This window comes from Thermomicrobiales bacterium (genome assembly GCA_041390825.1).
GTDB lineage: Bacteria > Chloroflexota > Chloroflexia > Thermomicrobiales > UBA6265 > JAMLHN01.
Window position 1 is genome coordinate 39,308 of sequence record JAWKPF010000016.1, and the last position, 26,740, is coordinate 66,047.

Sequence of the window (26,740 nt, forward strand, 5' to 3'; positions counted from 1 at the left end):
GCAACTGACGACCGACAACTGGCAACTGACCTCAGGCAACCCTGGGTTGCCTGATTCTCAACGATCGCCTACGTTTTCTGCGTGCCGCGTGCCGCGTGCCGCGTGCCGCGTGCCGCGTGCCGCGTGCTGCGTGCCGCGTGCTATCCCGCTCCGTGGATGGCGGCGCCGACGATACCGGCGTTGTCACCCAGTTTGGCGCGCACGATTTCGGTCGACTTGGCTGCTGTTGGCAGTGATTCCCGGACGGCGCGTTGCGACGCGACCTCGAAGAGGTAGTCGACCGCCTCGATCACGCCGCCACCCATGATGATGCGCGACGGGTTGAGGAGATTGATGACCGAGGCAAGCCCGAGTCCCAGGTCTGTTCCGGCTTCCGTCAACGTCTCAGTGACCAACGGGTCGTTTTCCTTCATCGCCTTGGCGAGCAGCCCCGAGCGCAGCGCGCTGCCATCCCCGTCCGAATCGGCCAACGATGGCTCCAGCTTGGTCAGCACCGATTTTCGGCCACGTTTCAATTCGCCCAGGATAGTCCGAGTGATTGCGGTGCGCGATGCGTACGCCTCCAGATGACCACGCCCACCGCAACCGCAGTGCCGGCCATTGGCATGGATGATCAGGTGCCCGACTTCGCCGGCAGTGCCGGTTGCGCCTGTGTAGAGTCGACCGTCGTGCACGATCGCGCCGCCCACGCCGGTTCCGACGAAGACGCAGAAGAAGTCGGCGCATCCCTTGCCGGCGCCGAACGTTCCTTCACCCAGCGCGGCCACTTGCACATCGTTGAGAAGCGCGGCCCGCACCTTGTACCGATCTTCGAGCATATCTGCGATGGGGAGATTGACGGTTGCCTGGCTGAGATTGGGCGCCCCCAGCAGAATTCCCTTTGCGGTATTGATCTGCCCAGCGATCCCGACGCCAATTCCCTTGATTGCTGACTTCTTCTTGAGTCCGGCGGTGTCGAGCGCGTCGTCGATTCCGCTGTAGATGCGCTCCATCAGCGCTTTGGCGTCGTCGTCAGGATTGGTCTTCTTCTTCGATGAACTGAGGATCTCTCCGGTCGAGACATCGACCACCGCCGCGAGCAGCTTGGTTCCGCCAAAGTCGACACCAACCGCGAGCTCACCTGCCATCGTTGCGCTTCTCCTGTCTGCTGCCAGCATCTCCGCGTCGCTCCGGTACACAATACGCCAACTTGGGCTCACTTCGGCGAATTCCTGCGAATGGAGGCGTCATGACCGCACACGATTTGGCGATACGCTTGCCGATCGAATTCATGAAGCTGCACGGGTCGGGCAATGACTTCGTCGTGATCGACAATCGCTCCGCCGTAGTGCCCGAGCGCGAGCTGCATCGCTTCAGCACGCTCGTCACGCGCCGGGCGACCTCGATCGGTGCGGATGGCGTGGTGTTCATCGAGCCCGCGTCCGAACCCGGCGCCGATTTCCTTTGGCGATACTTCAACGCCGATGGGTCCGAAGGCGAGATGTGCGGCAACGGCGCCATGTGCGGAGCGCGGTTCGCTGAGCTCATTGGCGCGGCGGGACCGGAAATGGCGTTTTCCACGATGAGCGGTGTCGTGCGAGCTCGAGTCGACGCGGACACTGGCCTGGTCGCGCTGGCCATGCCTGATACCGGCCCGGTCGAGCCCTCCCGGATCGTCGAGGTCGATGGGATCGACTACGAACTCTTTCCCATCCAGGTCGGCGTGCCCCATGCGGTGCTCTATGTCAAAGATGCGGACGCGTTCGGAAGCCGCGCCGATCTGGAGCGAATTGGTCAACAGATTCGCCGGTCGGAGGCCTTCATGCCAGCGGGCGTCAACGTGAATGTCGTTTCGCATCTTGGTGGAAATCGATTGCGGATGCGCACCTATGAACGCGGTGTGGAGGCGGAAACGCTTGCCTGCGGCACCGGCGGGGTGGCGAGCGCGGTGGTCAGCGCCCAGCGCGGGTTGGTGCGGTCGCCGGTAGAGGTCATCACCTCCAGCGGGATGCCACTGGTCGCCAGCTTCGACCTGGGAGAGAATGGGGCGCGTACGGTCGCCCTGCAGGGGCAGACCAGGATCGTCATGAGCGGTGAAATCCGACCCGACGCGCTGGCGCGCTGACGGTCCGGGAGGAACGAACAGTGCAAAACCCGGATGCCAGGCGGCGCGCCATTGTGGCCGCATTGATTGCGGTGGGCGTGATTGCCGTGCTGGCGATTGCCATTTGGTCGCGCGGCGGAAATGATGAGCCCGCGGCGCCCACAGCTATCATCCAGCCAACGTTCGACACAAACGCCACCATGGCGCCGACCGTCGAGGGAGGCGTCGAGCTTGGCAGCCTGCAGGTTGCCGCGTATTCCTGCCCCGAGCGGTCGACTCCCGACAGTGAATGCATGAACGCTGGATCGATCGACCTCACCGCCTTTTCCATGACCTTGCCAGACGGCCAGACGATTAGTCTCGAGAACGCGCAGCATATGGAAGACGGCGCCTACCAGTGGCTGAATATACCGATCGGCCAGTACACGCTCCTGAGCGCCAATCTGGCGGGACCGGCGGGCGTCGATGTGCGCAATGTCTCCGGACCGGCTGAGCCAACCACCGACGGTTGGATCATCAGCAACACCGATCCGAACCAACCGGCGGTCATCAATATCCTCTACGCGCCGTCCGAGGGAAGTCCGGCGGCAGGATAGCGGCTTCGGAAACACGAACGACCACCCCGAAACCGGGATGGCCGTTCGTTTTGTCAGGACTGATTGGTTAGGCCTGCGCCTCGACCGGCTCGAAGCCCTTGCATCCGCTGATCGGGGTAACGACCAGGTCGAGCGGGGCGAGCTTCGGATGACCGCACGCCTCGGTCAGTTGCTCCGGGGCCTCGTGCTTGAGACGAATCTGAATGATCTGGGTCTTGTTGGGATCATTCTCCCCGAAGTGCGCGCAAAGACCGCACTGACCCTCGTGAACCTGCAGCATCGATGTGTTCCTTTCGTTGGTGGTCCGGCCCCGCGTCGAAGGGCGTCAGACGATTCGACTGAACTCAGACTACCGGCGGAAAAATAGATAGTCAAGCTAAATAACCAGACCAAAAGTATCGGGATTGATTTGGTCGGAATTGCGCTCGCGGCAATTCCCGACGTTGGAGATAATGCATGCGGCGCCATCATCGTCTTGTTGCCATCGTCGAACGGATGAACCGCGAAACACTCCATGTCAACTAAGTCGAATTTTGCCGATCCCCTGTCAGGATTCCCCGTCTATCTGACCCGGTTTGTCGGGCGGGAATCCGCTCTCGACCAGCTTGCACAGCTGCTGGCCGATCCATCGCTACGCGCGATCACACTCGTCGGACCAGGGGGAGTCGGCAAGACCCGGCTGGCGGTCGAATCGGTTCGGCGAGCATTCGCGACACTGGACAGCGAGGTCCGTTTCATCGATGGAGCGATGCTCGCCGATCCCGCGCTCCTGCTTCCGGAGATCGCCGACCGGCTCCAGATCGATCGTTCGGATGGCAAGCCGGTTGGCGAGCAGATCTCGGAAGCGCTCGCGGGACGATCCGTGCTGTTGGTGATCGACAATATGGAGCATCTCCTCCCGGGCGCCATCGATATTGCGGCGTTGCTGAGGGCGTTGCCTCGCTTGCGGGTGCTCGCAACCAGCCGCTCGTCGCTGCACATCGCGGGAGAACTCGTGATTGCCGTCGAACCATTGGCAACTCAGCCAGCGGGATCGGGGACAGGCGAGCTCTCGGTGGCTGGGAAGTTGTTCCTGGATCGGGCTGCGCGCGGAGGCCAGCCAGTTGCCCTGGACAAGCGCAATGCCGCCATCATCGAAACGATCTGCACCCATCTCGACGGATTGCCGCTGGCCATCGAGCTGGCCGCTGCCCGACTGCGCATGTTGTCCCTGCCAGCGCTTCGGCAAGCGTTGACGCGGCAGCTTGCGATCCTCACCGGCGGACCAGCCGATGTCTCCGAACGTCACCAGACGCTGCGTGGCGCAATTGTCTGGAGCTACCACCTCCTCGCCGAAGACGATCGGCGGTTGCTGCGTGAGCTTGGCGTTTTCGTCGATTCGTTCACGCTCGAAGCTGCGCGGGTGGTGTGCACACCGCCCGATCGCGAGATCGAGGAGGTGCTCGAGTCGATTTACGATCAGGCGTTGCTGGCGCGACTCGATGACGATATCGATGGGCAGCCCCGGTTTCGCATGCTGACCTCGATTCGCGACTTTGCCATCGAGCAGCTTCGCGCCTTGGGCGACGAAGCGGTTCTCCGTGCCCGGCATGCTGCGTGGTTTCTGGAGCTTGTGGAATCCCTCGTGCCAAACCTGCATGGGGAAGGCCAGCATTCGGCGGTCGTCCGTCTGGACAGGATGTCTCCGAATGTGCGCCAGGCATTCACATTTTTCCTCGAGGAGCGCGATCAGACGGGCGCATTGCGTTTGGCCGTGGCGTTGCAACGCTACTGGCGGATTCGGGCGCTTTGGGACGAGGGGAGGGATGCGTTCACCGCGGCCATGGCGCTTGGCGAAGCAGAACCCACCCGTCTTTGGGCGAATGCCTTGCGTGGGGCAGCGGTTTGCGCCGAGTTGCAGTTCGATCACGATTCCGCGCTCGACCTGAATCGGCGCGCCATTGCGGCGTGGGAGAGCCTGGGAGATCGAACCGGGATGGCTCTCTCACTCATCGATTACGGAAACGTGAACAACAACCTGGGACGGTTCGACGAAGCGATCGCGGCGTTCGAACGGGCCGCCGAGCTGGCGAGCGAGGGAGAGCGACGAACGATGGGGGTCGCGCGCGCGTCGATGGCCAGCGCGATGCTGCGCAAGGGCGCGCTGGAGGATGCGGACCGGGCGCATCGGGACATTGCTTCCCTTCTGCGCGAGATCGACGATCCCAGCCTGCTGGCGACCTTTCTTTCGAACAATGCGGTCGTTCGACAACGGCTTGGCGAGGTGAACGAGGCGCAGGAGCTGCTGAACGAGTGCCTGGAGATTCAGGGGCGTCTCGGTGACGAATACGGTATGAGCGTGACACTGGTGAACCTGGCCGATCTGCAGCTCGACCCGATGACTACCGTTCGGTACGCGTCAGAGGCGCTGCAGATTGCGTCACGCATCTCGGCGTTCGACGTGTTGGCGGCAGCGAATGTCAATCTCGGTGATGCAGCCCTTGCCATCGGTGATGTCTCGACCGTTGCAGCGAACTACATCGAGGCGCTCGATCGATATGCCACCATCGGAGACGAGCTGGGGCAAGCCGATGTGATTGGTCTCATTGGCGCGTGGGCTGTCGAAACGAATCCGGACGTGGCAACGCGGCTCATTGGGGCGGCACAGGCCGCCTATGCCCGGAACTGCGTCAACCCGACCAGCCCACAGGCGAAACGCGCGGCTGACCTGCAGGATCGGCTGCGAACATCCCTGGGACGAGAAGCGTTCGAGCGGGAGCGGGCGGTTGGGCAGGCATGGGAGATGGACGACGCCGTGCTGGAAGCGCTTGCCATCGCGCGCGCGGAGCGTGAGCGAACGCCGGCGTCCAGGGTCGGGCAAGGCGACGCATCGTACGGCAACCTGACTCCGCGAGAGCTCGATGTGTTGCGGCTGCTCGCGGACGGAAAGTCGAATCGCCAGATCGCCAGTACGCTCTTCATCACTCTGAAGACCGCCGATCACCATGTCGCCCGTATCCTGGCCAAGCTCGAATGCCGCAACCGCGCGGCGGCCGTTGCGTTGGCCTATCAACACGGGCTTGTGGTGGCGCGTTGACTTACTGGCTCGCGCGGAAGAGCCCTCGGGTTCCGCTTGCGGTGTCCGAAGAGGGGGCAGCGATTTCGGCATCGCGCTCGCTTACTGACCGCCCTACGCGATAGTCCGGTTTCGGCTCCTCGTCCGGCGACCATGGCCGCAAACCAGCCTGCAACGCCGGGGCAGCATCATCCGGGCCGCCGATCTTGAAGCGCATGCCCTTGAGATCGGCAACGATCTGTTCGAGCTCCCCCCTGGTCATCGTCAGTTTGGCGTGTTGATCGCGCACGAAACGGGAATAGGGGGCGATGGCGCTTTCCATCCGATTGACCGAACGCTGCAGCTCGTGCTCGAACTGTTCGTTCATGACCGAGATCAGGTTTTGCTCCAGTTCGGTCGAACGCTTGCGGAACTCTTCCCGTGTTTGCTTGCGCTTGCGTGGCAGGATGAACAACCCAAGTCCGGCCAGCAGGCTGGCGGCCACGATACCCGTCACATCGACCGCGACGGTGCTTGCCGCAGCCACAACCAGCGCTCCGAGCCCGATTGCGCCGACTTCAGCAATCGCAGTTTGCGCGACGGCATTGCGCACCGAGAGCGAGAGATCGTTGGCCGATTTGTCCGGGTCGTAGCGATCGACCTCCTCCTGCGCGCGCTTCGACACCGAATCGAGCAATGCCCGCCGGTCGTAGCGGAACTGGCTGCTCACCTCGCCCACCATCTGGTCTTCGTACTGCGCCAGGCGACGCCGGTCGAGATAGCCATTGATCGCTTCCCAGGTGCGCAGATCCTGTTCCACCATCCAGTCGATCAACTCGTTGACGGTTGCGTCGATCTCCTCTTCGGTATCGCCGACCACCTTTCGCTCGAACTCGGCTTTGATCTTGTCCTTGTTCATCAGGTCGATCACGCGCCCGATGCGGATCGTGTCTTCGAAGAAATCGTCGCCGCGGGCGTTCATCTTGCCGATGATGTTCTCGATCCGGTCGAGGTGATAGGCGAACTGCTTGCGCATGTCCTCCTGATAGAGCTCGAGCTGCCGGTCGATGGTGCGCAGCGTATCGATATCCTCGGTCAGGACCGCCAGGCGCTCATTCGTCGTCTTCAGGTAGACATCGGCCAGGTGCTGCGCGGTGCCCAGCGGGCTCAGCAGCTTGAGGCGAATGCGCCCCTCTTCGTCCAATGTCTCGAAGATGTAGTTCTGCAGGTTGCCAAACCGGCTCTCTTCCCACAGCCGCTGGCTTTCGGTCAGATTGCGGTCGGCCAGCTCGTTTGCCTGCTGGGCCTGCAATGCCGACACCGGGAAGATCTCGGGAGCGATGCCGAGCAGGCGCGAAATGTTCGTATCGACGAACTCGATGACTTGCTTGACGCTCGCCTGATCGCGCAGGAGGTCGATCTTGTTGATGACCACCACGATCTTCTTGCCCCAGTCCTTTACCCCCTCCATGAACTCGCGTTCCGATTCGGTGAATGGCCGGTCAGCCGAGGTGACGAAGAAGACGATATCGGAACGGGGAACGAACTTCTGGGTCAGTGCTTCGTGTTCGCGGATGATGGCGTTCGTGCCGGGAGTATCGACCACGGTGATATCGATCAGGAACGGCGCGGGATAGGTCCGCTCGATGCTCCCATCGCCCAATCGTCTATCGCCAATACGCTCGCCGTAGGTGAGGATGTTGATGACCGCGGTGGTAGGCGTCACGCCTTCCGGCAGAATCTGGCCGCCGATGAGCGCATTGATGAAGGCCGACTTCCCGGCGTTGAACTCGCCCACCACCACCAGCATAAAGAGCGATGTGAGCTGCTCCTTCGCATCCGCGATCTGCCGGCGGTCTTCCTCGGTGGCGGGGTAGTCGTCGAGCAATACCGCAAGCCGAGTGAGGATGGACAGTTCCTCGTCGACCAGCTCGTGCTGCCGGTCGGACAACACTACGCTCGATTGCTCTGCCGCTCCTGGAGCGCCACGTCTTCGGCGAAAAAGATCTCTCATGCGAACAGGTCCTTAGCGCGCTGGATCGAGCCGGGCATACGCTGGAAACGGATCGGGTCCGAGCAGGGGAAGCGCATACGCCGCGAACGCATTCGTAGGCGCCAGCTTCCGGTCGTCAAAGTATGCCTGAGGAAGCGACCGCACGCGATTCGCTACCTCACCGAGGTCGACATACCGTGTGGTGAATGCTGGCGGGAACGCCGCATCGCGCTCGATAGCGGCCATGACTCCGCCTTGTCCGCGCGCAATGGCCGCGACCGCCGCTCGTCCGCTCTCGTAGGCAAGGCGTTGGTCGGTTGGCGATGCGAGCGATATCGACATCCGGGTCGCCGAACCAGGCCGTTCGACCCGGGCGCGAACACCGGTCGCGGCTCGCAGCTGCCGCGCCAACCCTTCGCCTGCGGAGGAGAAGTAGGGATGGCCAAATGGATCGATGTACTCCGGTTCGTTCCCGCCCAGGTGATTGCCGCTGGAATCGCGCAATGTTTCCGGCACGATCGCGACCGCGAATCCAAGCGATGCAACCCGGTCCATCAAGGCGGTCACCATTGCCTCTGCTGAAGCTGGCGGCGCTTCGGGAAGAAAGACGAGTGGCTGCAGGTCGGTATCGTGCTCGGCAAACCCGAGCGACCCGCTCAATGGCAACCATCCCGCATCGCGGCCGGGAACCTCGATCAGCTTGACGGGGTAGAGGTTGGGAGCCGAAAGGGAGTCCCAGGTTGCATCCCGCACCAGATTGGCAAGGAACTTCGCGGCGGAGGGGAAGCCTGGGCAGAAATCGGTCCCGATCAGGTCGTTGTCGACTGTCTTTGGCGCGAGCACGGCAGGAAGCGCTCCCTGCGCGCGCTCACTGAGTTTGCGTGCCGAATCGGCCGAGTCGTTCCCGCCGATCAGCACGATCCCGCGCACGTAATGGGCGCGTGCAATCGCTATTGCCCGATCCAGCTGCTCCTCGTTCATTTTGAGTCGGCTCGTGCCCAGGGCTGAGCCCGGCGTGGCTCGCAGCCGGGCGAGCTCTGGCGTCCCAAGGTTGGTCAGGTCGACGAACGCCTCGTCCAGGAACCCAGCCATGCCGTTGCGCATGCCGAGCACGCGAGCGAAGTGACCGAGTCCGGCTTCGACCGCTCCGGCGAGCGACGCATTGATGACCGCGGTGGCGCCGCCGGATTGCCCGATCAGCAGCGTGCCTTGTCTCATGCGATCGATCCAATCAATCGATGGGGGTTCCAACGAGGTGCGTGCGCGGCGATTCCAGCAGCCAGACGGCATAGGCTGCCCGCTGTTCCACGCGTTCTTCCCAGTCCTCGGGAAGGTAGAAAACCGCCTCGATTTGTGACGCATCCAGCCCAAGGAGCGCCGCCACTCGCTCTTGCGCGGCGTCGATCTGTTCCAGAGGGATCTCTCCGATCAGCACGAGCGGGATCGAGCCTTCCGCGCCCGACACCGCGGACTGCGTCAGCGGCAAAGTCGCAGCGATGAACGCGGATTCCAGCCCCGGAATCTCGTCCAGTGTGCTGCGGAGCACCTCGGCTGGTTCCAGCGCGCTCACGACCAGGGCAGTCAATTCCCGGATCGAGGGACCCTCGGGGTTGACCCGATAGCGCCGTGAAGCGCCCTCACGTTGCGAGACCAGAATGCCCAACCGCTCCAGCTTGTAGCACTCATGTTGCAACGAACTGATCGGGAGCTCCAGGATGCGTGAGAACTCGGTGAGGGAATAGGCGAGATGGGGTCGCGGAATCGTCTGGCCCAGCACCGCAGCGCGGACCTTCGACGCGAAAAGCTCTGAAAGGAATTCGTTCAAGGCGACTCGCCACCCGCGAATCTGACGACGATCTGTCCTTACGATCGAATCGTAACACGAAATAGTCGTGTACGTATGCGGGTGAACGCGATCATGGGAACCGGAATAGCGGAGATTGCCACGAACCGGGGCGTGTCCGGTTCAGCGCCTGTCGGTTGATGCCGTGGCCTTATCTCCCAACCCCGCCGCCGTCCTTCACCCGGAATGTCGTCGCTCCGCAGTTCGGGCACTTCAGGGGGCGCAGCAGTCCCGGCTCCTGCGTGCCGCATCGCTCGCAGACCCAGATCGTGCGGGCATAGCGGCGCATCAGCTCGCGACGGGTCACGATGCCGATGAGTTGACCATCGTGCACGACGGGCAACTGGCGCACACCGTGGAGACCCATCAGTTCGATCAACTCGCCCACCGGCGCCATCTCTTGCACCGTGATCACACCGCGGCTCATGATGCTTCCGGCGGTGAGGCCGCGTTTGCTGATGATGTCGTATTCGGTCACCATGCCGACCAGCTTCTGCTCGTCGTCCAGCACCGGCATGCCACCCAAATCGTGCGATTCCAGCACGGCGATGACGTCCGCCACGGGCGCCTCGGCGGTCACGACCGGCACGTCGGTCAGCATCACATCACGCGCGTTCAGCGCAGTTTCCATAGGAGTTCGCCTCTCAGACGCAGACTGCGTTCTTTCGGCGAAAAGTGTACCGTTACGCGGGAAACGGACATCGTTCGGGAGCCTCGAAATGCCGCGACCAACGCAACCCGCGGAACACGCCATTCGCCCTGTCATCCTGAGCGAAGCCGAAGGATCTCCTCGCCGCAGCGAGTGTGCTTGGCAAGCCCGGCTCAAGCGCGGGTGGGCGCGCCGAATCAGCTAGCAGAAGGAGCGTTCCGAATGCCGCGACCAACGCAACCCGCGGAACACGCCATTCTCGGTCTGCTCTATTTCGAGCAGGAAGGCGGTCACGGCTACGATCTGGCGCGTCATTTCGGCGACGATCAGCCGCTTGGCGACATCCTCAAGCTCGAACCGGGCATGCTCTATCACCACTTGAAGAAGCTGGCCCGCACCGGTTGGGTCACGGTCGATATCGAGCCCCAGGGAACCCGGCCCCCGCGTCAGATCTATACGCTGACCGACGAAGGCAAGGCCGAACTGCTGAATTGGCTGCGCGAACCGGTGGGACATACCCGCGAGATCCGGCTCGAGTTCCTGGTCAAGCTCTATTTCGCCCGCCAACTCGATCCGGCGCTTGCCTCGGACCTCATTCGCGGACAGCTCGACAGGAGCCGCGAGGTGGAAGCCAATCTCCAGGCTCGCCTGGCGGAATCGACTGCTGGTGCAGATGACTTTGGCCGTCAGGTGCTCGATCTCCGTCTCTTGCAGACGCGCGCGGCGATTTCCTGGCTCGAATCGCTTTAGCCCCATCGTTTGGGCACAAGGCTCGCCTGACGATAACGTGACCATCCCCACTTGCCCCGTTCACAGTTGGGCACGTTTCGCGCGTTCACCTGCGCGGGTCGATGGGGACCGTCCCAACTTTCCATATGGGACAATACCGACTAGCTACCGAATCGCTCCTTCGACCCCAGGACTGCCAGACGAAGGAATCGCGCCGAGAGGAATTCCATGGACGCAAAGATGCTCGACTACGCATTTTTCGAGGGCAAGATCGTTCCGTTCTCCGAAGCGAACGTGAGCATCGGCACCCACGCGCTGCAATATGGCACCGGAGCATTTGCCGGTGTGCGCGGCTATCTGGACCAGGACGGCGCCACGATCAACATCTTTCGCTTGCCGGAGCACGCCGCTCGTCTCGCCAATTCCGCCAAGCTGTTGCGCATGGAGCTTCCCTACGATGCCGATGACATGGCGCGCATCATCATCGAGCTAACCGAGAAGAATGCCCCGTCCGGCGATATCTACATCCGTCCATTTCTCTACAAACCGGCCGTCCAGCTCACCCCGCGCTTGCGGGGCATCGGCGACGAGTTCGCGGTCTATCAGATGCCGATGGGCGATTACCTGTCGCTCGACCGGGGGCAGAAGGCGGTCATTTCCTCGTGGGTTCGCATTCCGGATGCCGCTATCCCGAGCCGCGGCAAGCTCTCTGGCGCCTATGTGAATTCCGCGTTCGCCAAGGATGAGGCGGTCGAGAACGGCGCCGATGAGGCGATCATGATGAACACAGCCGGAAAGATCGCCGAGGGAAGCGGTTGCAACCTCTTCATCGTGCGGCACGACCGGTTGATCACCCCGCCGTTCTCGAGCGACATCCTGGAAGGCGTCACCCGCCGCTCGATCCTGAAGATGGCCAGGAGTGCCGGGATCGATATCGAGGTGCGCGAGATCGACCGCACCGAGCTCTACATCGCGGATGAAGCCTTCTTCTGCGGCACTGGGGTGCAGATCGCCTGGATCGAGTCGGTGGACGGCCGCACGATCGGTAGCGGCAAGGTGGGACCGATCACGGACCAACTGCGCACGATCTTTTTCGATACAGTCCGCGGCAAGAACCAGCAGTATGCGCACTGGCTCACACAAGTGAAGATTCCGCAGGTCGCAATGGCGGGCTAACCCGGAGCACGCGGCACGCGGCCGGCAGCATGCAGCATTACGGGGCGGTAACGATGCCGCCCCGTTTCGCATTTACGAACGCTCGCGTCGCAGGGCTCAGGACCCGGAACTCAGGGCGTCCTCGACATATTGCCGCGCCGTATCCTCGGTTAGTGGACCAAAGACGATCGCTGACACCGTGCCATCCGGGCGGATGAAGACCGTCGCTGGATAGGTGTCGACTCCAAAGGACTGTGTGACCGGACCGATGGTGTCGCTTGCCCCGGCGGTGTCGCGGCCAATCGGATAGGTGATGCCCAGCCGTTCGACCATCGCCAGCGCGTTTTCATTGTTGTCGCGCTTGACGCCCACACCAACGATCGTGGCGGGTGTGCCCTCTGTCGAAAATTCGGCGCTCAGTTGTTCCAGTGCTGGCATTTCCTCCTCGCAAGGAGCGCACCATGAGGCCCAGAAATTGAGCACGACGGCCCGTCCGGCGAGGTCTGTATTGGAAACGGTCGAGCCGTCGATCAGTTCGAGCGTCCATGCCGGCGCAGGTTGATCGATGAGCACCCCGGCGCGGGGGAGATCCGCGTCCGGTTGCCACTCCTTCCAACCGATGTACGCAATGACCAGGACGATACCGAGCGCGAGCAACGCCGGCGTGTATTTGGCATAGCTGCCGTACCCGACGCGTCCGTGCTCGAACGGATCGTCTTCGGGCAGCTCGTCTGGTGAAACTGGATCGTCTTTCTGCGCGTCGTCGGTCAAGGCAAACTCTGCACCGCCGCGTCGACCTGGGCCTGGACCGCTTCGGGAGCGCCATCTGACACGGTGAGGATGTTGCTTCCCTGAGATATCACCAATACGCCGGTCGCGGCATCGGCCCCGGAAGGTGTGGTGAGCTGGATCGCGTCCAGATCGATCTTCGCCGTCTCTTTCTCACGTGCCTCAGGACTCTCGAAGATGAACACGTAGACCGGAGCGCCTTCGACGAGTAGCTGTTGACCGACTGGTGTGAGTCCTTCGACACGAACCGTCTGCCGGCCATATTCCACCGTGGCGCCCTGCGCCACAATGGCGTCGTGCACGTTCTTCAGTTCAGCATGTCCGGGGACGCTTTGCGGTGTGGGAACCGGTCCGACATCGTCATTCCGTTCCTGGTACCAGGAATAGGCCACGAACGCGAAGAGCACGGCGGCCACGATGAAAAGCAGGTTCGAAATCCACCTGCGGACCGGGATATTGCGTTGCTGACTCACAGGTTGCTCCCAAACGGCGAACTGTTGCTTGCTAGTCTACGATGCCGGCCGATCGGTGAGGGATAGCGCGTGAAAGAACGTGAGGTAAAAAATTTCCTTTCCTCCAGTACAATCAGTGGTCGAGGACGCTTCCGGCGCGAAGGGCGGCGCGGAACCGGGGGCGTAGATTGCGTAGTTATTGATCAATGTGCACCAGCCCCGTTACCCGTTGTGATGGGCGCTGCTTAAGGAGAGTCTCATCGATGTCGAAATCAGCCCACACAGTTGCCGACAGCGTCACGTTGTCGCTGCTCGATATAGTTCCCCGACTGAATCGATGGGCGGAGGCCAGCGTCTCCCGAGCCGCCGGTGAGAACCGGCTCAGTTTGCGTCAGCTTTCCGCGCTCACCATGATCGAGAGTGAAAAGACCACGCTTGGCGATGTCGCGCGCCGTCTGATGGTCACACCGGCGGTCGTCACCGGATTGATCGACCGGTTGGAGAAGCGCGGCTATGTGCGGCGCATCAACAGCACCGACGATCGTCGCCGCGTGCTGCTGGCGCTCACCGACGAGGGACGCGCCGCGGCAGAGTCGGTGTCCCGCCAGTTGCAGGGGGAAATGGCGGCTGCGCTCGTCTCCTTCTCTGGTGCCGATCTCGAGCAACTCGACCGTAGCTTGACCAAGCTGCGCCCGGTGGCCACCGAACTGGAACTCACGACACCTGCGAGCTAACGATCGGGATCCTCGTTTGATACGACGCGGTCGTCACCCGCGAACGCATCAGGAGCGGCGCGGAGCTGAGGGCTCTTGCCCGCTTCCTGAAGCGTGGTGGTGATCTGTCGCTCGAGCGCTGCGGCGGACATTCCTTCCGCACCATGCACGAGCAACCCGGGTCCCATCGAACTCACAGTCAGCCCGGCATCGGCCAACGCCGTGCGCACGGCCTGGGTATCGTCCTCTTGCTCCGGTTGGACGATGGCCGCCGGCGTGAGCCAAACACGTCCGAGCGACTCTGCCCACTGTTCGAGTTCCGCGCGGGAGCGGTCGGCCAGTGGTTCTCCGCTTTGCTTCTCCAGAAAGGTTTCCACGTCCTGCACGCGGAATCCGGCGGTGAGCGCCCGCTTCAACGACCGATTCGTGATGCGGTATTCGGCTTGCGGTTGCAACCGGACCTGATCGGCGAATGCAGTCAGCGACCATATGCGCACCGGTGACGGGTCGACGAGCGTCACGGTCAGGTCGGGATGGACCGTCAACGGCGGTTCGATCGGATCCGGCGCTGGGGGAAGGGAGCCAACCCCGGCTGTGGCGCGCCCGGTTTCGGTCACGCGGATCACCTCGCCGACCGATGGGATATGTCCAATTTCCACCAACCTGAACCAGGAAAACCCGCTGCGCAGTGTCCGCTCGACCACCTGTTCCAGCGACGAGAGCCGCTCCACCGAGCGGTCCAGGCGTGCATCCACCGGCCGCGCGGTCGCGATCTGCACGGTGTCGCCCAGGGCGTCGCTGCTGCGGTTGCTGAGCCAGTGCGTGACGGCGTCGAGGCGATACCAGGCGTTTGGATCGAATTCCGGAAGCAGAACCAGCAACCGGCGGCGGAACTGCGGCCAGTGCGCTCCGGAGACCACGACCTCTTCCTGATCGAACGCTTCGATCCACAGAGTCGCGCTGAGCCACCAGGTGAGCAGTTGCGCGGTTTGTTCGGCAAACGAACGGGATCGCCAAACGCGCATGGCGGGGTTGCCGCGCGATTCGGCGTCCGGCGGGTCGAGCAAGTTGCCCTGATCGGCCAATGCCGCGAGAAACTCGAGGTAGCCCGGCAACGGCTCTTCCGCTCCAGCGTTCCACAGCAACTCGTTGAATCGGCGCCGGGCACGCATCGTTGCGGACGAAAGCGGCGCAACAGCCGGCGTTCCTGCGCCCAGCCATCGCAGCAGTGTGAGCAAGTCCCATGCCAGCGCATATCGGTCGACCTGCGCATCGGAATCGGGCGTTCCGTTCACCGGTGATGGCGCCTGCTCGCGATCCTGCGGCAGCGCTGCGGTAGCCGTGTTCCAGATCGGTTGGAAGAGCGCCCGCCGTCCGTCAGGCACGTAGGTATGCCAAACGAGGAGCGATTCCTCGAGTTCCGTCAACGCGGTTCGTAAGCGCTCCGCTGCCCTGGGTTGACCGAAATCGAGATCCAGGGCGTCGGCGATCTCCGTCAGCGTCGTTGTTTGCCCGGCTGGCAGTTCGGTCACGACACCCAGCACACGCTTGGCATCCCAGCCGAGTTTCCGTTCGACAGCCGATCGCCGGTCTGGCCAGGCGGAGAGCTCCAGGAGCCCGTCGGTGAGTTCACGCCGGGTGCGCAACCCCGGCATCGATTCCAATCCCCAGAGCTCCGCTGCGCGTTGAATGTCCGCGTCATCCAGGAGGGCAAGGAGTGCCGCAAACGGAGTCTGACTCACGTCGCCGGCATCGAGCTCGTCCTGAATGCGCGCGAACAGTTGCCCAAGCTCACGCGGCAGAAGAGCCGTGGGAGTTCGCCCACGGAAAGCGTCTGGCCGCGCGCGTTCGATGCCAGCGCCCCGGCCTGATAGAGGCGGGTGGCCGTGGCTCTGACGACGGAAGGTTCCGCCTGCAATTGTTCGGCAAGCTGGTCGATCGTGAATCCGTCGTCGGCGTCGGCTGCGACGTAGAACGCAATCATCTCGCGCTCGTCCAACGGGCGGCGCATCCAGAAGTCGCGCGTGGCGCGCAGATCGGTCATGGCGCGCATGAGTTGAGCGATCAGGGCGGCACGGTCGCGCGCTGTGCTCGGCACCTGCCAGGCAATGCCGATTCGCTGGAGCTCCTCATCCGTCCGGGCGTTCAGCCGGCCCATCAAGTTGCGCACCGGGATGCTCCTGGCCGCGGGAGCAAGGACGCCTCCCCAGGAACCCTTGACCCGCGTCTCGTCACCACGTAGGGTTCGGCATCGCCGCGCCCAGTGTCAAGTGGGTGTCGTCTTGTCGCGCTGATGCGCGTTCGTTCAGTCCTGGATCGCATGCCGCCGCTTTCTCGCAATCTCCGGCTCGATGATGCGCTTGCCCTGCCAGGATGCCCCGTCTGCCGCATCGTGCTGCAGCGGGTCGCGCAGACCATCGAGACGATCCAGGACGAACTGGTGCTCGATCCTGCCTACCGAGAGCGAGTCGATGCCGCGTGGGGGTTCTGCAGCACGCATGCAGCTCAATGGCTCGCCGAAGCGCAGCCCCTGAGCACCGCCATCATCTACGAGGCGGTGCTGGGACGCATCTCGCGAGAGCTGGAACGCGTCTCACCGACACGAACCGGTCTGCGAGGGCAGCTTGGTTCTCGCATCTCCGGCGGGCGGACGAATCGGGAATGCGCAGCGCTGGTGGAAGCGCGCCCCTGCCCACTCTGCGTGACGCGCGCCGAACAGGAGCGCGAGCTCGTCGCGCAGTTGCTCGACGGACTACGAACCGCCAGTTTCCGCGAGCGATACCTGTCGTCTGATGGGTTGTGCGTTTCGCATCTGAATCATGCGCTCTGCGCCGGACCGAGCGCGGAGGCGCTCGATGCGCTGCGTTCGCGGCTGCTTCGCACGCATGAGACGTTGCGGGCCGACTTGCGAGAAGTCATCCGCAAGCACGACTATCGCTATCAAGACGAGCCGCAGGGCGCCGAATGGAACGCGGTGGAACAGGCGGTTCGGCATGTCGCCGGGGCACCGGGCATCGACGGTCGACGGGCGAGATCCAGCACAGCAGAGTAACCTCCGGCAGTGAACTGCAAAAGCGGCGAAGATGTATCCACCATCGAATCAACCATGGGATAAGGGAGTAGCGTGTCCAATCCGTCCAATCCAATCGATCGATCGACCGTTCTCGCATTCATCGAGATTCCCCGCGGCAGTCGCAACAAGTACGAGTTCGACGAGGCCACGGGGAGACTGCGGCTCGACCGGGTGCTCTACTCCTCGGTTCACTATCCCACCGACTATGGGTTCATTCCCGATACCCTGGCCGAGGATGGAGACCATCTCGACATCCTGGTGCTCATGCAGGAACCGACGTTCCCCGGCTGCTACATCGATGCGCGGCCGATTGGGCTCGACATGTCGGATGAGAAGGGTTCCGACTTCAAGGTGCTGGCGGTCCCGGTAGGCGACCCGCGTTATCAGCATGTATCCGATCTCTCGCATCTTGGCGACCATTGGCTGCGCGAGATCGAGACGTTTTTCGCCACGTACAAGCTGCTCGAACCGAAGCAGACCGAGGTGCTCGGCTGGCATGACGCATCCTTTGCCTGGGATGTGATCGAAGCCTGCCGCGCCCGCTACGAAAAGGAGTAGCCCGGGACGATCGGGCTCCACGCGCCGATGCCGATCGATCTGCCTGCTTCCAAGCCGCCAATCACACCGGAAACCGGGTTGGGCGGACGTCGCCCACGGTTCTTCTATTTGGTCAGTCTGCCGCTCTGGTTGGCGGTCGTGCTGCGGTCATTCGATGCGGACGGGGATGCGGATCGGCAACCCCTGACTCTTCTGTTGCTCCTGGTCTATCTGGCGCTCTTCGTCACCGGCGACCGGCTGAGTCGCCGCTTTCACTGGTATGAGCATCTCTATTTCGGGCTGCAGCTCACGATCGTCTTTGCGGCGATGGTGGCCCAGCCCGAGCTCGACTTTTTTCCAGTCTTGTTGATTCCAATAAGCGCGCAGATTGCGCTCGTTCCCGATCGCCGCTGGCGGCGTTTCTGGTTCGCAGCGACCTTCGCGGTCATGACTGCGGGGTTGCTGATTTTTCAGGAGCTCTGGCCGCAGCTCGCTGGCGATCATCTTGTTGTACATCGTCGGATACGTTCTCATTGCATCCTATGCGACGGTCACCGAGCAGAGAGAGCGTGCAGGTTCAGGCACGCTCCCTCGTCGTGGAACTGCAGGAAGCGAACCGCCAACTGACCGAGAGTGCCGCAACGATCGAGAATCTGGCGATTGTGGAAGAGCGCAACCGGCTGGCGCGCGAGTTGCACGATTCAGTTAGTCAGTCACTTTATGGTTTGGTGCTCAGCAGCGAAGCGGCCAGACGCAACCTTGCGAGCGGCAATCACGATGGTCTCGTAGAGGAACTCGATTCCATGAGCGAAGCCGCTCGCACCGCACAGGCGGAGATGCGCCTGCTGATCTACGAGCTGCGCCCACCAGAGATGGAGGAGCTCGGACTGCAACGCGCGCTCGAGAATCGACTGGCCACCGTCGAGCGCCGTACCGGTCTGCAGGCAACGATCACGTACGACGTTGAGCGATGTACCGCCTGCACCGATCGAGCTCGAGCGCATCGCAATCGAGGCGTTGACCAATGCGGTACGGCACAGCGGCGCGTCGAATGTACGCGTCGTGGTTCGCCAGGGACGGGCGATCGCTGGTGCTGGACGTGGAGGATGACGGCGGTTGGGATCGAAACCGGCGCCGCTGCTGATCGGATCTGGCGGCATGCGCGCATGCGTGAACGGGCGAAACGTCTCGGCGGAACGTTTACTGTCGTGTCGGATCCAGGCAATGAACCCGCGTGCGGGTGTGAGACGCCGCTGCGGCTGCTGGTCACGCTTTATTTCATTGCCGACGATCATGCAATTGTGCGCAAAGGATTCGCGCGCTGCTCGACCGAACCCGACGCGTCGAAGTCATTGGCGAAGCGGGGAGATTGTCGCCATTGAACGGGTGCGTTGGTGTTGCGCCCAGATGACGCTCATGGACCCCGTTCTTCCTGGAATGGAAGGAACTGAGGCGATCGCGCCATCCGGGCAACCCTGGTCACCGAGGCGCGCATTCTGGCGTTGACCAGCTTCGTCACCGATGAAAAGGTGCTCCCGGCGATTCGCGCTGGGGCGCGCGGCTACCTGCTCAAGGACTCCTCACCGGAGGACCTCGTGCGGGCGATTCGCCAGGTGGACCGAGGCGAATCGCCAATCGACCCGTCGGTCGCGGGTCGGATCATGAGCGCGCTCAGTCAAGCGGCATCGGCAACTCCGGCCACCGATGGGCTCACCACCCGCGAGCTCGATGTGCTGCGCGAGGTGGCAAGTACTCGAACCAGAGAGTAGCCGCGCACCGCTCAGTGAAGCTACTGTGCGCACCCACATCAGCCATATCCTGAGCAAGCTGGGACTTGCCAGCCGTACGCAGGCGACGCTCTACGGCCTTCGGGGAGGGACTCGTTACGCTCGACGACTGATCGCCCAGATGCTGCATCGCCAGTCGCGCAGAAAAACGGTTCCCGGCTGGCGACCGGCCTTCTACAACATTCCGCTGACCTGCTCCCCTGAATCACCACCAAACAGCGGAGAGCGAATTCCATCGGACGGCGGTCGGCAAGTCGATCTCCCGCCGATACAACGAGTGTGGGCGCTGATCAGCGCCGATTGGCTTCGTTGATGGATGACTGCCGCCATGTTGAACGGTTTTCAGGAGGCGCTGCCTCGATATTCATTTTCCTCTCCGCGACGTACGATCCTGATTTGGATGGCTGGACTGGTGCTGCTCGTCACGCTTGCCGCGGTGGCCGGCGGAGAGCTCGGTACAGAGAATCAGTTCATCTCAGAGCCAGAATCGGTGCAGGCCGATCGGCTCCTCGAGAGCGAGTGGGGAGCGGAAGATCAATCAGACGACTATCCCGAGCTGCTGGTCGTCGAATCCGCTGGAATGACACTGGATGACCCCGCCTACCACACCGCGGTGGAATCGCTGGCGCGGGCGCTCGAGACGAATGGAGCGACCGCCATCACCTGGTACGAAGCGAACGAAGCTGGGGATGAGCGGGCAGACACGCTGAGGTCAGCCGATGGAACGACCACCCTGATCCCATATCGTCCCAGTGGCGAACGCGATGCAGCTGATGCCGCGGTGCTTGCCGCAGCCACCGAGTGGCGTCATTGGTGCATTTCGTCAGCGAAGATCGTTTCGATGACGCAGTCGACGAGATGACCGAACACGATCTCATCCGTTCGGAAGTGTTTGGTCTTCCAGCGGCTTTGCTGGTGCTGATCCTTGTGTTCGGCGCGCTGGTGGCGGCTGGAATTCCGATCGTGTTGTCGATCGTTTCCATCGCCGGGGCGGTGGGGTTGACGCTGCTCCTGGGTCGGGTGACCTCGATGTCGGTCTACGCGCTCAACATGATTTCCATGATTGGTCTGGCGGTCGGGGTGGACTACGCGCTCTTCATCGTCGACCGGTTCAGGGAAGAACGCCGGATGGGACATGCACCGGCTGAAGCGATGGCGCGCACCGCCGCTACCTCTGGGCGCGCGGTCCTCTTTTCAGGGGCGACCGTGGCAATCAGCCTGCTGGGCATGCTCCTGCTCCCCACCACGCTCTTTCGCAGTCTCGGTGCTGGAGCAATCCTGGTGGTCGTGGTCGCACTCCTGGCGACGCTCACTTTGCTTCCGGCGCCTGGCGATCTCGGGGAGCAGGCTCGACTGGCCGCGTCGTCCGCAATGGCTTGGAGCGCGCACAAGGGCGACGCACTCGGACCGGCTCGTCCGTTTGGTGCTGCGACGGCCGGGGATCAGCGCCTTGGCTGCCATTGCAGTTCTCTTCCTGCTTGCCTTGCCAGCTCTGTCGATGGAACGCGGGGCTGCCGGAATCGAATCGATGCCACCTGGCGATCTACGCGCTGGATACGAAATTTTGGCTCGCGACTTCGCTGCCGGCCTGACCGATCCGGTCGAAATTGTGGTTGCCGGATCGAATGACGACGCGACCAACGGCGCCATCGAGCGACTGCTGGACGGTCTCGCGGCCGATTCCGCGTTCGCCCCGCCGACGGACCAAGCATGGAACGATGCAGGCACCTTGGCATTGGTCGAAGTGCCACTCACCATCGACGGAAACACGCCCGAGGCCTATGCCGCAATCGAGCGCTTGCGTGTCGACCTGATACCGACGGCCTTTGCCGGGATCGACGCGTGCGTCCTGGTTGGCGGGGATGTCGCCGAAACGGCCGACTTCGATGCGCTGGTCGGCCTGTGGACACCGCGGGTCTTGGCGATCGTTCTTGGGCTTTCATTCCTGGTGCTGCTACTGGCATTCCGGTCGATCGTCGTACCGGTGAAGGCGCTTCTGCTGAATTTGCTTTCGGTCGGTGCAGCCTATGGGGCGATGGTTTTCGTCTTCCAGCAAGGGCATGGTGTCGGGCTATTCGGTTTCCAACGAACACCAACCATCGAGGCCTGGATCCCAATCTTTCTCTTCAGCATCCTCTTCGGATTGTCGATGGACTACCACATCTTCCTTTTATCCCGAATTCGGGAAGCGTGGGACCGGACCGGCGACAATTCGCTGGCCGTTGCCGATGGGCTGCATGTCACCCGGCGCATCATCACCGGTGCTGCGGCAATCATGGTGGTCGTATTCGCCGCATTCGCTACAGCCGATCTGGTGATGTTCCAGCAGCTTGGTTTCGGGTTGGCGGTCGCGATACTCCTCGATGCCACCGTGATTCGGCTGGTGCTCGTGCCTGCTTCGATGCGCTTGCTCGGCGACTGGAACTGGTACCTCCCTCACCGGCTCGAGTGGCTCCCAAGGGTGCACGTGGAGTCGGCGAGGACGTCCGACTCTGCGGTCACCGTGGGATGACCTGTCGGTCTGTTCGAATACTGGCGGGCCGCATGCTGCCCGCCAGTCCGTTCTTTCCCAATCGCGGAGCCGGTCGTCCTGGCGAGCGTGGCCGGTATGGACTGATAGACTTCCGGGAGTTCGGCGGCAACGAGAGGAAGACGGCGATGTCTGGTCCAGATGTGATCGTGGTTGGTGGCGGTGTCAATGGTTGCTCGATTGCGTTTCGATTGGCGCAGGCGGGCAAGAAGGTGCATCTCTTCGACCAGCGAGGCATCTGTTCCGGAGCGTCGGGTCGCAACGGCGGCATGACCAGCGAGGGCGCGCGCATGCATAGCGATGGCGCACGCCAGCTCTATGACATCACCTCGGCCAACTGGCGCATGTTGCAGGAGCTGCCGGACGAACTGGGGGTCGATTTCCAGCTGCGAAAATCGGGCACGATCGAGATCGGGCAAACCAAAGCGCAGTGGGACCACATGGTCGAGCGATATGAAATCGAGCGCGCCGCTGGAGCAAGCCCCGAACTTCTGGACGCGAAAGAGACCCGCAAACTGATGCCTGCGGTGACCGAGGACATCTACGGTTCCAAGTACACACGCAGCGCCGGTCATCTTTGGCCATTTGCGCTGGTCGACGGGTTTGCCAATGCGGCTGCCCGCCTCGGTGCCGAGATTCGCACACATACCCCGGTTGCGAAGATTCTGGAGCATTCAGGACGCGCTGCCGGCGTCGAGTTGCTGGACGGCTCACGTGTGCATGCCGAAGAAGTCGTGCTGGCGACCAACTCGTACACGCCGCTGCTCTTGCGCCAATTGCCAGCGGGCGCCATCGTTCCGGCACGCGGCCAGATTCTCGCTACCGAGCCGGTCGCGCCTATCTTGCCGCTCGCCTGGGGCAATAACTTCGACAAGGAATACGGCCGTCAGGTGCCCGGTGGCCCCATCGTTTGCGGGGGATTCCGCCGCCTGGATGAGCAGGAAGGACTCGGACTCTACGAAGAGCGGGTCACGCTGCCGGTCATGAGCGGAATCGGCAAGCGGCTCGTTGGGCTGTTCCCGGTGTTGAAAGGCGTGCGCGTGGTGCGCATGTGGGCCGGAATCATGGGATTTACACCGGACGGACTGCCATTGATCGGACGCACCAGCATCATGCAGGGACTCACGATCGTGGCCGGATTCAACGGCGGCGGGTTTTCCTGGGGCGCAATCAACGGCAAGATCGTTGCCGATGAGATCACGGGCAGGAACCACGGGTTCGATCTGAGCTACTTCCTTCCCGACCGGTTCGTGGAAAAAGGAACCGCCTGGCACAACCCATATACCGCCGGCGAGAAGGGCCAGACCGCTCGCACGGCCAGCGCGGCGGTGCTGTAAACGACGCCACGACCTATTCGTGGATGAGCATCGGGGCGCTGAGCGGGGTCCATTGGTAGAGCCACTCGGCATCAGGCACGGCCAGGGTGACGCAGCCATGGCTGACGGCATTGCCGAAGTCTTCATGCCAATAAACGCCGTGGATGTAGTACCCGCCCGAGCGAAAGACCATGATCCAGGGCACACCCGGAATGTCCCAATGCTCGCCGTTGACGGTGGCTACCGTTCGCTTGGCTGGAACCTTTTGCGAGATCGTGAAGGCTCCGAGTGGGGTGCGAAAACCGGGCTTCCCTGAACTGATGATCAGACGGGCGTCCGGTTCACGGTCGTTCCAGGCGATCAGCGTCTGATTCGAGATGTCGACCTCGATCCATTTCTCGTTCGGCCGAAAAGCTCTATGTATCTGGTCGCCAGCCAACCCTCGACCTCCGGCAACTGAACGTGGATCCAGTCGGACTCACTGGAGCCGTCGACAGTGTCCAGCACGGTGGCGAGCGTGTTGGTGGACAGCTCGCGCAGGACTGTGCTTCTGGCATTAGGTTGCGCACGCAGTTTCAATCGAACCCGGGGGCGCACCAGGTCGCCGGGTCGAAACGATGCGAGCGCACGATCGCCGGGCGCGTCCGGTCGTGAGACTGTGAGGGGGACGCTTGCCCGGGCCTCGACCAGGTCCAGGTAGCGCGTGGCGACATAGCATGGAGCGCCGGTTGCGTCGGAATCTTCCCGCACCCTGGCCCAAATGCGCCCCTCGGAGCGTATCGGATCGCTCAACAGCTCGACACGTTCACCCGCCTCGAAGGTGCGCAAGATTGTGGCGGCGGTGGACATCCACGCGCGCCCATTGACCGAAGCGCGGTTGATTTGAGCCAAATCGCCTGTCATCAGGTTGGTGCGCTCCGTTGCAGGAATGACCAGCATTTCCGATCGAGCGCTTCTGGACCCGCTCTCCGTCTCACCGTGAGCCAGGAGTGCAGGTACGGGGTCGATTGAATCGGGCGATGGATCGATCACGAGCGGAACTCAGGGCGTTGGCGATGACTTGCCGGCGACTTGCCGGCGCGAACTATCGACGGAGGAGGGATCCATGCGCAAGGGACGAAAAAACGGGGCATCCCCGGGAGGGACACCCCGTTCTATCTGTGCGATCGTGGGGATCGCTAGTAGTGAATCCAAACGCGCGTGCCCGAAGGCGCCCAACCGTACAGCCACTCGGCATACGGCACCGGGAGATTGACGCATCCGTGGCTCCGCACTCTACCGAAGTCGTTGTGCCAGTAGGCGCCGTGGATGTAGAACCCGCCAGCACGGAAGAGCATGGCCCATGGGACGCCCGGAGTGTTCCAGCACTCGCCGTTGACACACGCGGCCATGGTGACCGAGGGGTACTTGGTCGAGATGTAGTACGTGCCGGTCGGCGTGCTGAAGCCGGGCTTGCCGGTGCTGACCAATGAACTGGACACGACGGTCGATCCGCGCCAAACGGTCATCGTTTGGGTGCTCAGGTTGACTTCGATCCATTTCTCGCCGCTGGTAACGGCCGGGCAGTAGGCCGTGATGTCGCCCAGCGATGTCTTGACGATCACTCCCTCGGCGCTTCCGGCGCTGTCATCGAAGATCTGGCTGGACGTGAGCTTGCGGATGCCGCTGGCCGCGCTGCCGGCGGAGTACGAAAGCGTCACGTTCGGTCCGACATTGTCGCCAACCGAGAATGGCTCCGCGCCGCTCGGCTGGTAGATCGAACCGATGCTGATGACCTTGATCGACTGCGAATTGGTGTTCGTGACGAGCACACGTTCGGGGTTCGACGTGCAGTCGATATAGACGGCAATCCTGCCCGCCTGCGGACCAACCGTGGGTGTGACCGAACTGAGCTTCTGCAGATAGGCGGCCGAGACCCAGCCAGTCCCAAGCGGAAACTCGACCTGCACCCAGGTGGTGCTGCCGACCTTGGATTGCACACCAAGCGCGATGCCCTGGTTGCCCTTGTTGAGCTGACCGAGCGCGGTGCTCGAAGTGCTCGGACCGACACGCAGGTTGACCGGACCGGTGACGACGATCTTTTCGCCCGCGGCGAACGGACCGCCCGGCGTGCTGCCGCCGACCAGCTTGGTGTAGCGGGCTGCTATCCAGCCGTTCCCCGTCGGGAACTGCACCTGAATCCAGTCGTCGTTGCCGACTTTCTGATATCCGGCCATGACTGTGCCGACGGTCCGGGACGAGATCGTCTTCACCACCGGGTTCGTGGTGCCGGCGCCAGTGCGCAGGTTGACCGTGGCGGTGGTCTCGATCATGTCGCCGACCTTGTACGGTCCGCCAGTAACGACCGTGCCGGAAACCGTCGGTGTCACGCCGCCACCAGCCTGGATCACATCGAGGTACTGCGCAGCGACATAGCACTCGATCGTGGTGCCGAGCGGTCTGATCTTGGACCACCAATAGCCGCCAGACGACGCCGGATCGGAGATGACGATCGCGCGCTCGTTCTTCTCCAGGATGCGGGTGACGGTTCCAGAGGTCGAGGCGGACGAACGGCAATTGAGCGATTGATTGGCTGCGACCAGGTCACCCGCGTGGATGTTGCGGTAGGTCGGCGTCGGCGTCAGCGTCGCCACGAGTGTGTTGGTTGGCGTGTTGGTGACGGTCGGTGTGTTGGTCACCGTTGGGGTGAGAGTCTCGGTCGGGGTCAACGTGACCGTTGGTGTCAGCGTCTCGGTCGGCGTTGTCGTGATCGTCGGTGTCTCGGTGACGGTTGCCGTTTCCGTCACAGTGGCAGTACTGGTCACCGTACTGGTCGGGGTATTCGACGGAGTTGGCGTGATCGTCGGAGGAACGCCGTATCCCGGCTCCGCCAGATCGACATATTTCCCAGCCAGATAGCACTGCGTCGTGGCAGCGTCCAGGAACTGGACCTTGATCCAGTCATAGCCGCCAGCCAGCACGGCGTACTCGAGGAAGACGCCTGACTCGCCGTTGTAGGCAACCTTGATCACCTGGTCGGCGACGGACGGACCAACGCGGCAGTTGACCCGCGCGGTGGTCACAAAACGATCGCCGTACACGAAGTTCTTGTATGGAGTCGCCGATGGCTCGGTGGTCGCCGTTTCTGTCGGCGAGGCGGTCATCGTCTCGGCCGGAAGAACTGGTTCGTCCGTGGCAGATGGCTCCGCGGTTGGTGGAACCTCGGTGTTGGTTGCGGTCGGAACGGGAGGCTCGGTGGGCGCCGGTACCTCAGTTGGCGTTTCGGTCGGCGGAACCTCCTCCTCGACGGGAGGCGGCTCTTCGCCTTCCTGTTCAGCGACGACGGAACCCTCGGGTTGCGCGAGCGCGGCGTACGCCGGTTGGAATGCAGGAAGCGCCAGTGCTGCCAGCAACGACAACAGGAGCACCAGCGAGGCAATGCGTTTCAAATGTAAACCCTTCCCGTCGACCCCAATCGACGA

27 protein-coding genes are annotated in these 26,740 nt (G+C 62.7%); 14 read left to right on the forward strand and 13 right to left on the reverse strand.

Annotated elements, in window-relative coordinates; all coding sequences use genetic code 11:
• Nucleotides 1-140 precede the first annotated feature (140 nt).
• Nucleotides 141-1,127: an ROK family protein gene (locus R2855_10185; GenBank protein MEZ4531388.1), complete on the reverse strand. Its 987-nt coding sequence runs from the start codon at nucleotides 1,125-1,127 to the stop codon at nucleotides 141-143.
• A 101-nt stretch (nucleotides 1,128-1,228) separates the two neighbouring features.
• Between R2855_10185 and dapF the strand changes: the two genes are divergently transcribed.
• Complete coding sequence (dapF, locus tag R2855_10190; protein MEZ4531389.1) at nucleotides 1,229-2,104, forward strand: diaminopimelate epimerase; 876 nt, start codon at nucleotides 1,229-1,231, stop codon at nucleotides 2,102-2,104.
• A gap of 20 nt (nucleotides 2,105-2,124) precedes the next feature.
• Nucleotides 2,125-2,679, forward strand: a complete 555-nt coding sequence (locus tag R2855_10195) for a hypothetical protein (protein ID MEZ4531390.1) — start codon at nucleotides 2,125-2,127, stop codon at nucleotides 2,677-2,679.
• Nucleotides 2,680-2,746: 67 nt separating this feature from the next.
• Here the strand turns inward: R2855_10195 and R2855_10200 are convergent, their stop codons facing one another.
• Nucleotides 2,747-2,959, reverse strand: a complete 213-nt coding sequence (locus tag R2855_10200; protein MEZ4531391.1) for a hypothetical protein — start codon at nucleotides 2,957-2,959, stop codon at nucleotides 2,747-2,749.
• Between the two features lie 234 nt (nucleotides 2,960-3,193).
• Here R2855_10200 and R2855_10205 point away from each other — a divergent pair, with 234 nt between their 5' ends.
• The gene (locus tag R2855_10205; protein MEZ4531392.1) at nucleotides 3,194-5,755 is read left to right on the forward strand and encodes a LuxR C-terminal-related transcriptional regulator; all 2,562 of its coding nucleotides are present in this window, start codon (nucleotides 3,194-3,196) and stop codon (nucleotides 5,753-5,755) included.
• Nucleotide 5,756: 1 nt separating this feature from the next.
• Here the strand turns inward: R2855_10205 and R2855_10210 are convergent, their stop codons facing one another.
• From R2855_10210 to R2855_10225, 4 genes are all read right to left on the reverse strand, one after another.
• Nucleotides 5,757-7,727, reverse strand: coding sequence for a dynamin family protein (locus R2855_10210; protein MEZ4531393.1), 1,971 nt, complete (start codon nucleotides 7,725-7,727; stop codon nucleotides 5,757-5,759).
• A gap of 12 nt (nucleotides 7,728-7,739) precedes the next feature.
• The gene (locus R2855_10215; protein ID MEZ4531394.1) at nucleotides 7,740-8,924 is read right to left on the reverse strand and encodes a diphosphate--fructose-6-phosphate 1-phosphotransferase; all 1,185 of its coding nucleotides are present in this window, start codon (nucleotides 8,922-8,924) and stop codon (nucleotides 7,740-7,742) included.
• A 13-nt stretch (nucleotides 8,925-8,937) separates the two neighbouring features.
• Nucleotides 8,938-9,531: a helix-turn-helix domain-containing protein gene (locus R2855_10220; GenBank protein ID MEZ4531395.1), complete on the reverse strand. Its 594-nt coding sequence runs from the start codon at nucleotides 9,529-9,531 to the stop codon at nucleotides 8,938-8,940.
• Between the two features lie 169 nt (nucleotides 9,532-9,700).
• Complete coding sequence (locus tag R2855_10225; GenBank protein MEZ4531396.1) at nucleotides 9,701-10,180, reverse strand: CBS domain-containing protein; 480 nt, start codon at nucleotides 10,178-10,180, stop codon at nucleotides 9,701-9,703.
• A gap of 240 nt (nucleotides 10,181-10,420) precedes the next feature.
• Here R2855_10225 and R2855_10230 point away from each other — a divergent pair, with 240 nt between their 5' ends.
• Both R2855_10230 and R2855_10235 read left to right on the forward strand, forming a co-directional pair.
• A complete protein-coding gene (locus R2855_10230; GenBank protein MEZ4531397.1) occupies nucleotides 10,421-10,948 on the forward strand; it encodes a PadR family transcriptional regulator in 528 nt (175 codons plus the stop codon).
• A gap of 219 nt (nucleotides 10,949-11,167) precedes the next feature.
• A complete protein-coding gene (locus R2855_10235) occupies nucleotides 11,168-12,103 on the forward strand; it encodes a branched-chain amino acid transaminase (protein ID MEZ4531398.1) in 936 nt (311 codons plus the stop codon).
• A gap of 96 nt (nucleotides 12,104-12,199) precedes the next feature.
• Here the strand turns inward: R2855_10235 and R2855_10240 are convergent, their stop codons facing one another.
• A complete protein-coding gene (locus R2855_10240; GenBank protein ID MEZ4531399.1) occupies nucleotides 12,200-12,853 on the reverse strand; it encodes a TlpA disulfide reductase family protein in 654 nt (217 codons plus the stop codon).
• A complete protein-coding gene (locus R2855_10245; GenBank protein MEZ4531400.1) occupies nucleotides 12,850-13,344 on the reverse strand; it encodes a hypothetical protein in 495 nt (164 codons plus the stop codon). The genes R2855_10240 and R2855_10245 overlap by 4 nt, the downstream gene beginning before the upstream one ends.
• 242 nt (nucleotides 13,345-13,586) lie before the next feature.
• Between R2855_10245 and R2855_10250 the strand changes: the two genes are divergently transcribed.
• Nucleotides 13,587-14,057 (forward strand): MarR family transcriptional regulator, encoded by a 471-nt coding sequence (locus tag R2855_10250; GenBank protein ID MEZ4531401.1) that lies wholly within the window; start codon nucleotides 13,587-13,589, stop codon nucleotides 14,055-14,057.
• Here the strand turns inward: R2855_10250 and R2855_10255 are convergent.
• Both R2855_10255 and R2855_10260 read right to left on the reverse strand, forming a co-directional pair.
• Nucleotides 14,054-15,778 (reverse strand): helicase-associated domain-containing protein, encoded by a 1,725-nt coding sequence (locus R2855_10255; GenBank protein ID MEZ4531402.1) that lies wholly within the window; start codon nucleotides 15,776-15,778, stop codon nucleotides 14,054-14,056. The two genes, R2855_10250 and R2855_10255, sit on opposite strands and share 4 nt — an antisense overlap.
• Nucleotides 15,775-16,206 (reverse strand): hypothetical protein, encoded by a 432-nt coding sequence (locus tag R2855_10260; protein ID MEZ4531403.1) that lies wholly within the window; start codon nucleotides 16,204-16,206, stop codon nucleotides 15,775-15,777. Before R2855_10260 ends, R2855_10255 begins: the two co-directional genes overlap by 4 nt.
• A 150-nt stretch (nucleotides 16,207-16,356) precedes the next feature.
• Between R2855_10260 and R2855_10265 the strand changes: the two genes are divergently transcribed.
• Both R2855_10265 and R2855_10270 read left to right on the forward strand, forming a co-directional pair.
• Nucleotides 16,357-17,088 (forward strand): DUF6062 family protein, encoded by a 732-nt coding sequence (locus R2855_10265; GenBank protein MEZ4531404.1) that lies wholly within the window; start codon nucleotides 16,357-16,359, stop codon nucleotides 17,086-17,088.
• Between the two features lie 72 nt (nucleotides 17,089-17,160).
• On the forward strand, nucleotides 17,161-17,667 hold the full coding sequence (locus tag R2855_10270; GenBank protein ID MEZ4531405.1) for an inorganic diphosphatase: 507 nt from the start codon (nucleotides 17,161-17,163) through the stop codon (nucleotides 17,665-17,667).
• A 147-nt stretch (nucleotides 17,668-17,814) separates the two neighbouring features.
• Here R2855_10270 and R2855_10275 read toward each other — a convergent pair whose 3' ends face one another.
• Nucleotides 17,815-18,180, reverse strand: coding sequence for a hypothetical protein (locus R2855_10275; GenBank protein ID MEZ4531406.1), 366 nt, complete (start codon nucleotides 18,178-18,180; stop codon nucleotides 17,815-17,817).
• Nucleotides 18,181-18,215: 35 nt separating this feature from the next.
• Here R2855_10275 and R2855_10280 point away from each other — a divergent pair, with 35 nt between their 5' ends.
• The 6 genes from R2855_10280 to R2855_10305 all read left to right on the forward strand — a co-directional run bounded on the left by R2855_10280 (nucleotide 18,216) and on the right by R2855_10305 (nucleotide 23,300).
• Nucleotides 18,216-19,028 carry a histidine kinase gene (locus R2855_10280; protein MEZ4531407.1) on the forward strand — a complete coding sequence of 271 codons (813 nt, stop codon included), beginning with the start codon at nucleotides 18,216-18,218 and terminating at the stop codon, nucleotides 19,026-19,028.
• 120 nt (nucleotides 19,029-19,148) lie between these two features.
• Nucleotides 19,149-19,415, forward strand: coding sequence for a hypothetical protein (locus R2855_10285; protein ID MEZ4531408.1), 267 nt, complete (start codon nucleotides 19,149-19,151; stop codon nucleotides 19,413-19,415).
• 418 nt (nucleotides 19,416-19,833) lie between these two features.
• Nucleotides 19,834-20,295, forward strand: coding sequence for a hypothetical protein (locus R2855_10290; GenBank protein ID MEZ4531409.1), 462 nt, complete (start codon nucleotides 19,834-19,836; stop codon nucleotides 20,293-20,295).
• The gene (locus R2855_10295) at nucleotides 20,292-21,062 is read left to right on the forward strand and encodes an MMPL family transporter (protein MEZ4531410.1); all 771 of its coding nucleotides are present in this window, start codon (nucleotides 20,292-20,294) and stop codon (nucleotides 21,060-21,062) included. Before R2855_10290 ends, R2855_10295 begins: the two co-directional genes overlap by 4 nt.
• A complete protein-coding gene (locus R2855_10300) occupies nucleotides 20,998-21,945 on the forward strand; it encodes an MMPL family transporter (GenBank protein MEZ4531411.1) in 948 nt (315 codons plus the stop codon). Before R2855_10295 ends, R2855_10300 begins: the two co-directional genes overlap by 65 nt.
• Nucleotides 21,946-22,091: 146 nt before the next feature.
• Nucleotides 22,092-23,300 carry an FAD-dependent oxidoreductase gene (locus R2855_10305; GenBank protein MEZ4531412.1) on the forward strand — a complete coding sequence of 403 codons (1,209 nt, stop codon included), beginning with the start codon at nucleotides 22,092-22,094 and terminating at the stop codon, nucleotides 23,298-23,300.
• A 13-nt stretch (nucleotides 23,301-23,313) separates the two neighbouring features.
• Here R2855_10305 and R2855_10310 read toward each other — a convergent pair whose 3' ends face one another.
• Together R2855_10310 and R2855_10315 are read right to left on the reverse strand one after the other, a co-directional pair.
• Nucleotides 23,314-23,718 (reverse strand): L,D-transpeptidase, encoded by a 405-nt coding sequence (locus R2855_10310; protein MEZ4531413.1) that lies wholly within the window; start codon nucleotides 23,716-23,718, stop codon nucleotides 23,314-23,316.
• 739 nt (nucleotides 23,719-24,457) lie between these two features.
• Entirely contained in the window at nucleotides 24,458-26,707 is a 2,250-nt protein-coding gene (locus R2855_10315) for an SH3 domain-containing protein (protein ID MEZ4531414.1), read from the reverse strand.
• Nucleotides 26,708-26,740: the final 33 nt, after the last annotated feature.

Coding starts and splice junctions, on each gene's coding strand:
- R2855_10185 (MEZ4531388.1), bottom strand. CDS start 1,127: ATGGCAGGTGAGCTCGCGGTTGGTGTCGACTTTGGCGGAACCAAGCTG.
- dapF (MEZ4531389.1), top strand. CDS start 1,229: ATGACCGCACACGATTTGGCGATACGCTTGCCGATCGAATTCATGAAG.
- R2855_10200 (MEZ4531391.1), bottom strand. CDS start 2,959: ATGCTGCAGGTTCACGAGGGTCAGTGCGGTCTTTGCGCGCACTTCGGG.
- R2855_10205 (MEZ4531392.1), top strand. CDS start 3,194: ATGTCAACTAAGTCGAATTTTGCCGATCCCCTGTCAGGATTCCCCGTC.
- R2855_10210 (MEZ4531393.1), bottom strand. CDS start 7,727: ATGAGAGATCTTTTTCGCCGAAGACGTGGCGCTCCAGGAGCGGCAGAG.
- R2855_10215 (MEZ4531394.1), bottom strand. CDS start 8,924: ATGAGACAAGGCACGCTGCTGATCGGGCAATCCGGCGGCGCCACCGCG.
- R2855_10225 (MEZ4531396.1), bottom strand. CDS start 10,180: ATGGAAACTGCGCTGAACGCGCGTGATGTGATGCTGACCGACGTGCCG.
- R2855_10230 (MEZ4531397.1), top strand. CDS start 10,421: ATGCCGCGACCAACGCAACCCGCGGAACACGCCATTCTCGGTCTGCTC.
- R2855_10235 (MEZ4531398.1), top strand. CDS start 11,168: ATGCTCGACTACGCATTTTTCGAGGGCAAGATCGTTCCGTTCTCCGAA.
- R2855_10250 (MEZ4531401.1), top strand. CDS start 13,587: ATGTCGAAATCAGCCCACACAGTTGCCGACAGCGTCACGTTGTCGCTG.
- R2855_10265 (MEZ4531404.1), top strand. CDS start 16,357: ATGCCGCCGCTTTCTCGCAATCTCCGGCTCGATGATGCGCTTGCCCTG.
- R2855_10275 (MEZ4531406.1), bottom strand. CDS start 18,180: ATGAGAACGTATCCGACGATGTACAACAAGATGATCGCCAGCGAGCTG.
- R2855_10290 (MEZ4531409.1), top strand. CDS start 19,834: ATGGCTGGACTGGTGCTGCTCGTCACGCTTGCCGCGGTGGCCGGCGGA.
- R2855_10295 (MEZ4531410.1), top strand. CDS start 20,292: ATGACCGAACACGATCTCATCCGTTCGGAAGTGTTTGGTCTTCCAGCG.
- R2855_10305 (MEZ4531412.1), top strand. CDS start 22,092: ATGTCTGGTCCAGATGTGATCGTGGTTGGTGGCGGTGTCAATGGTTGC.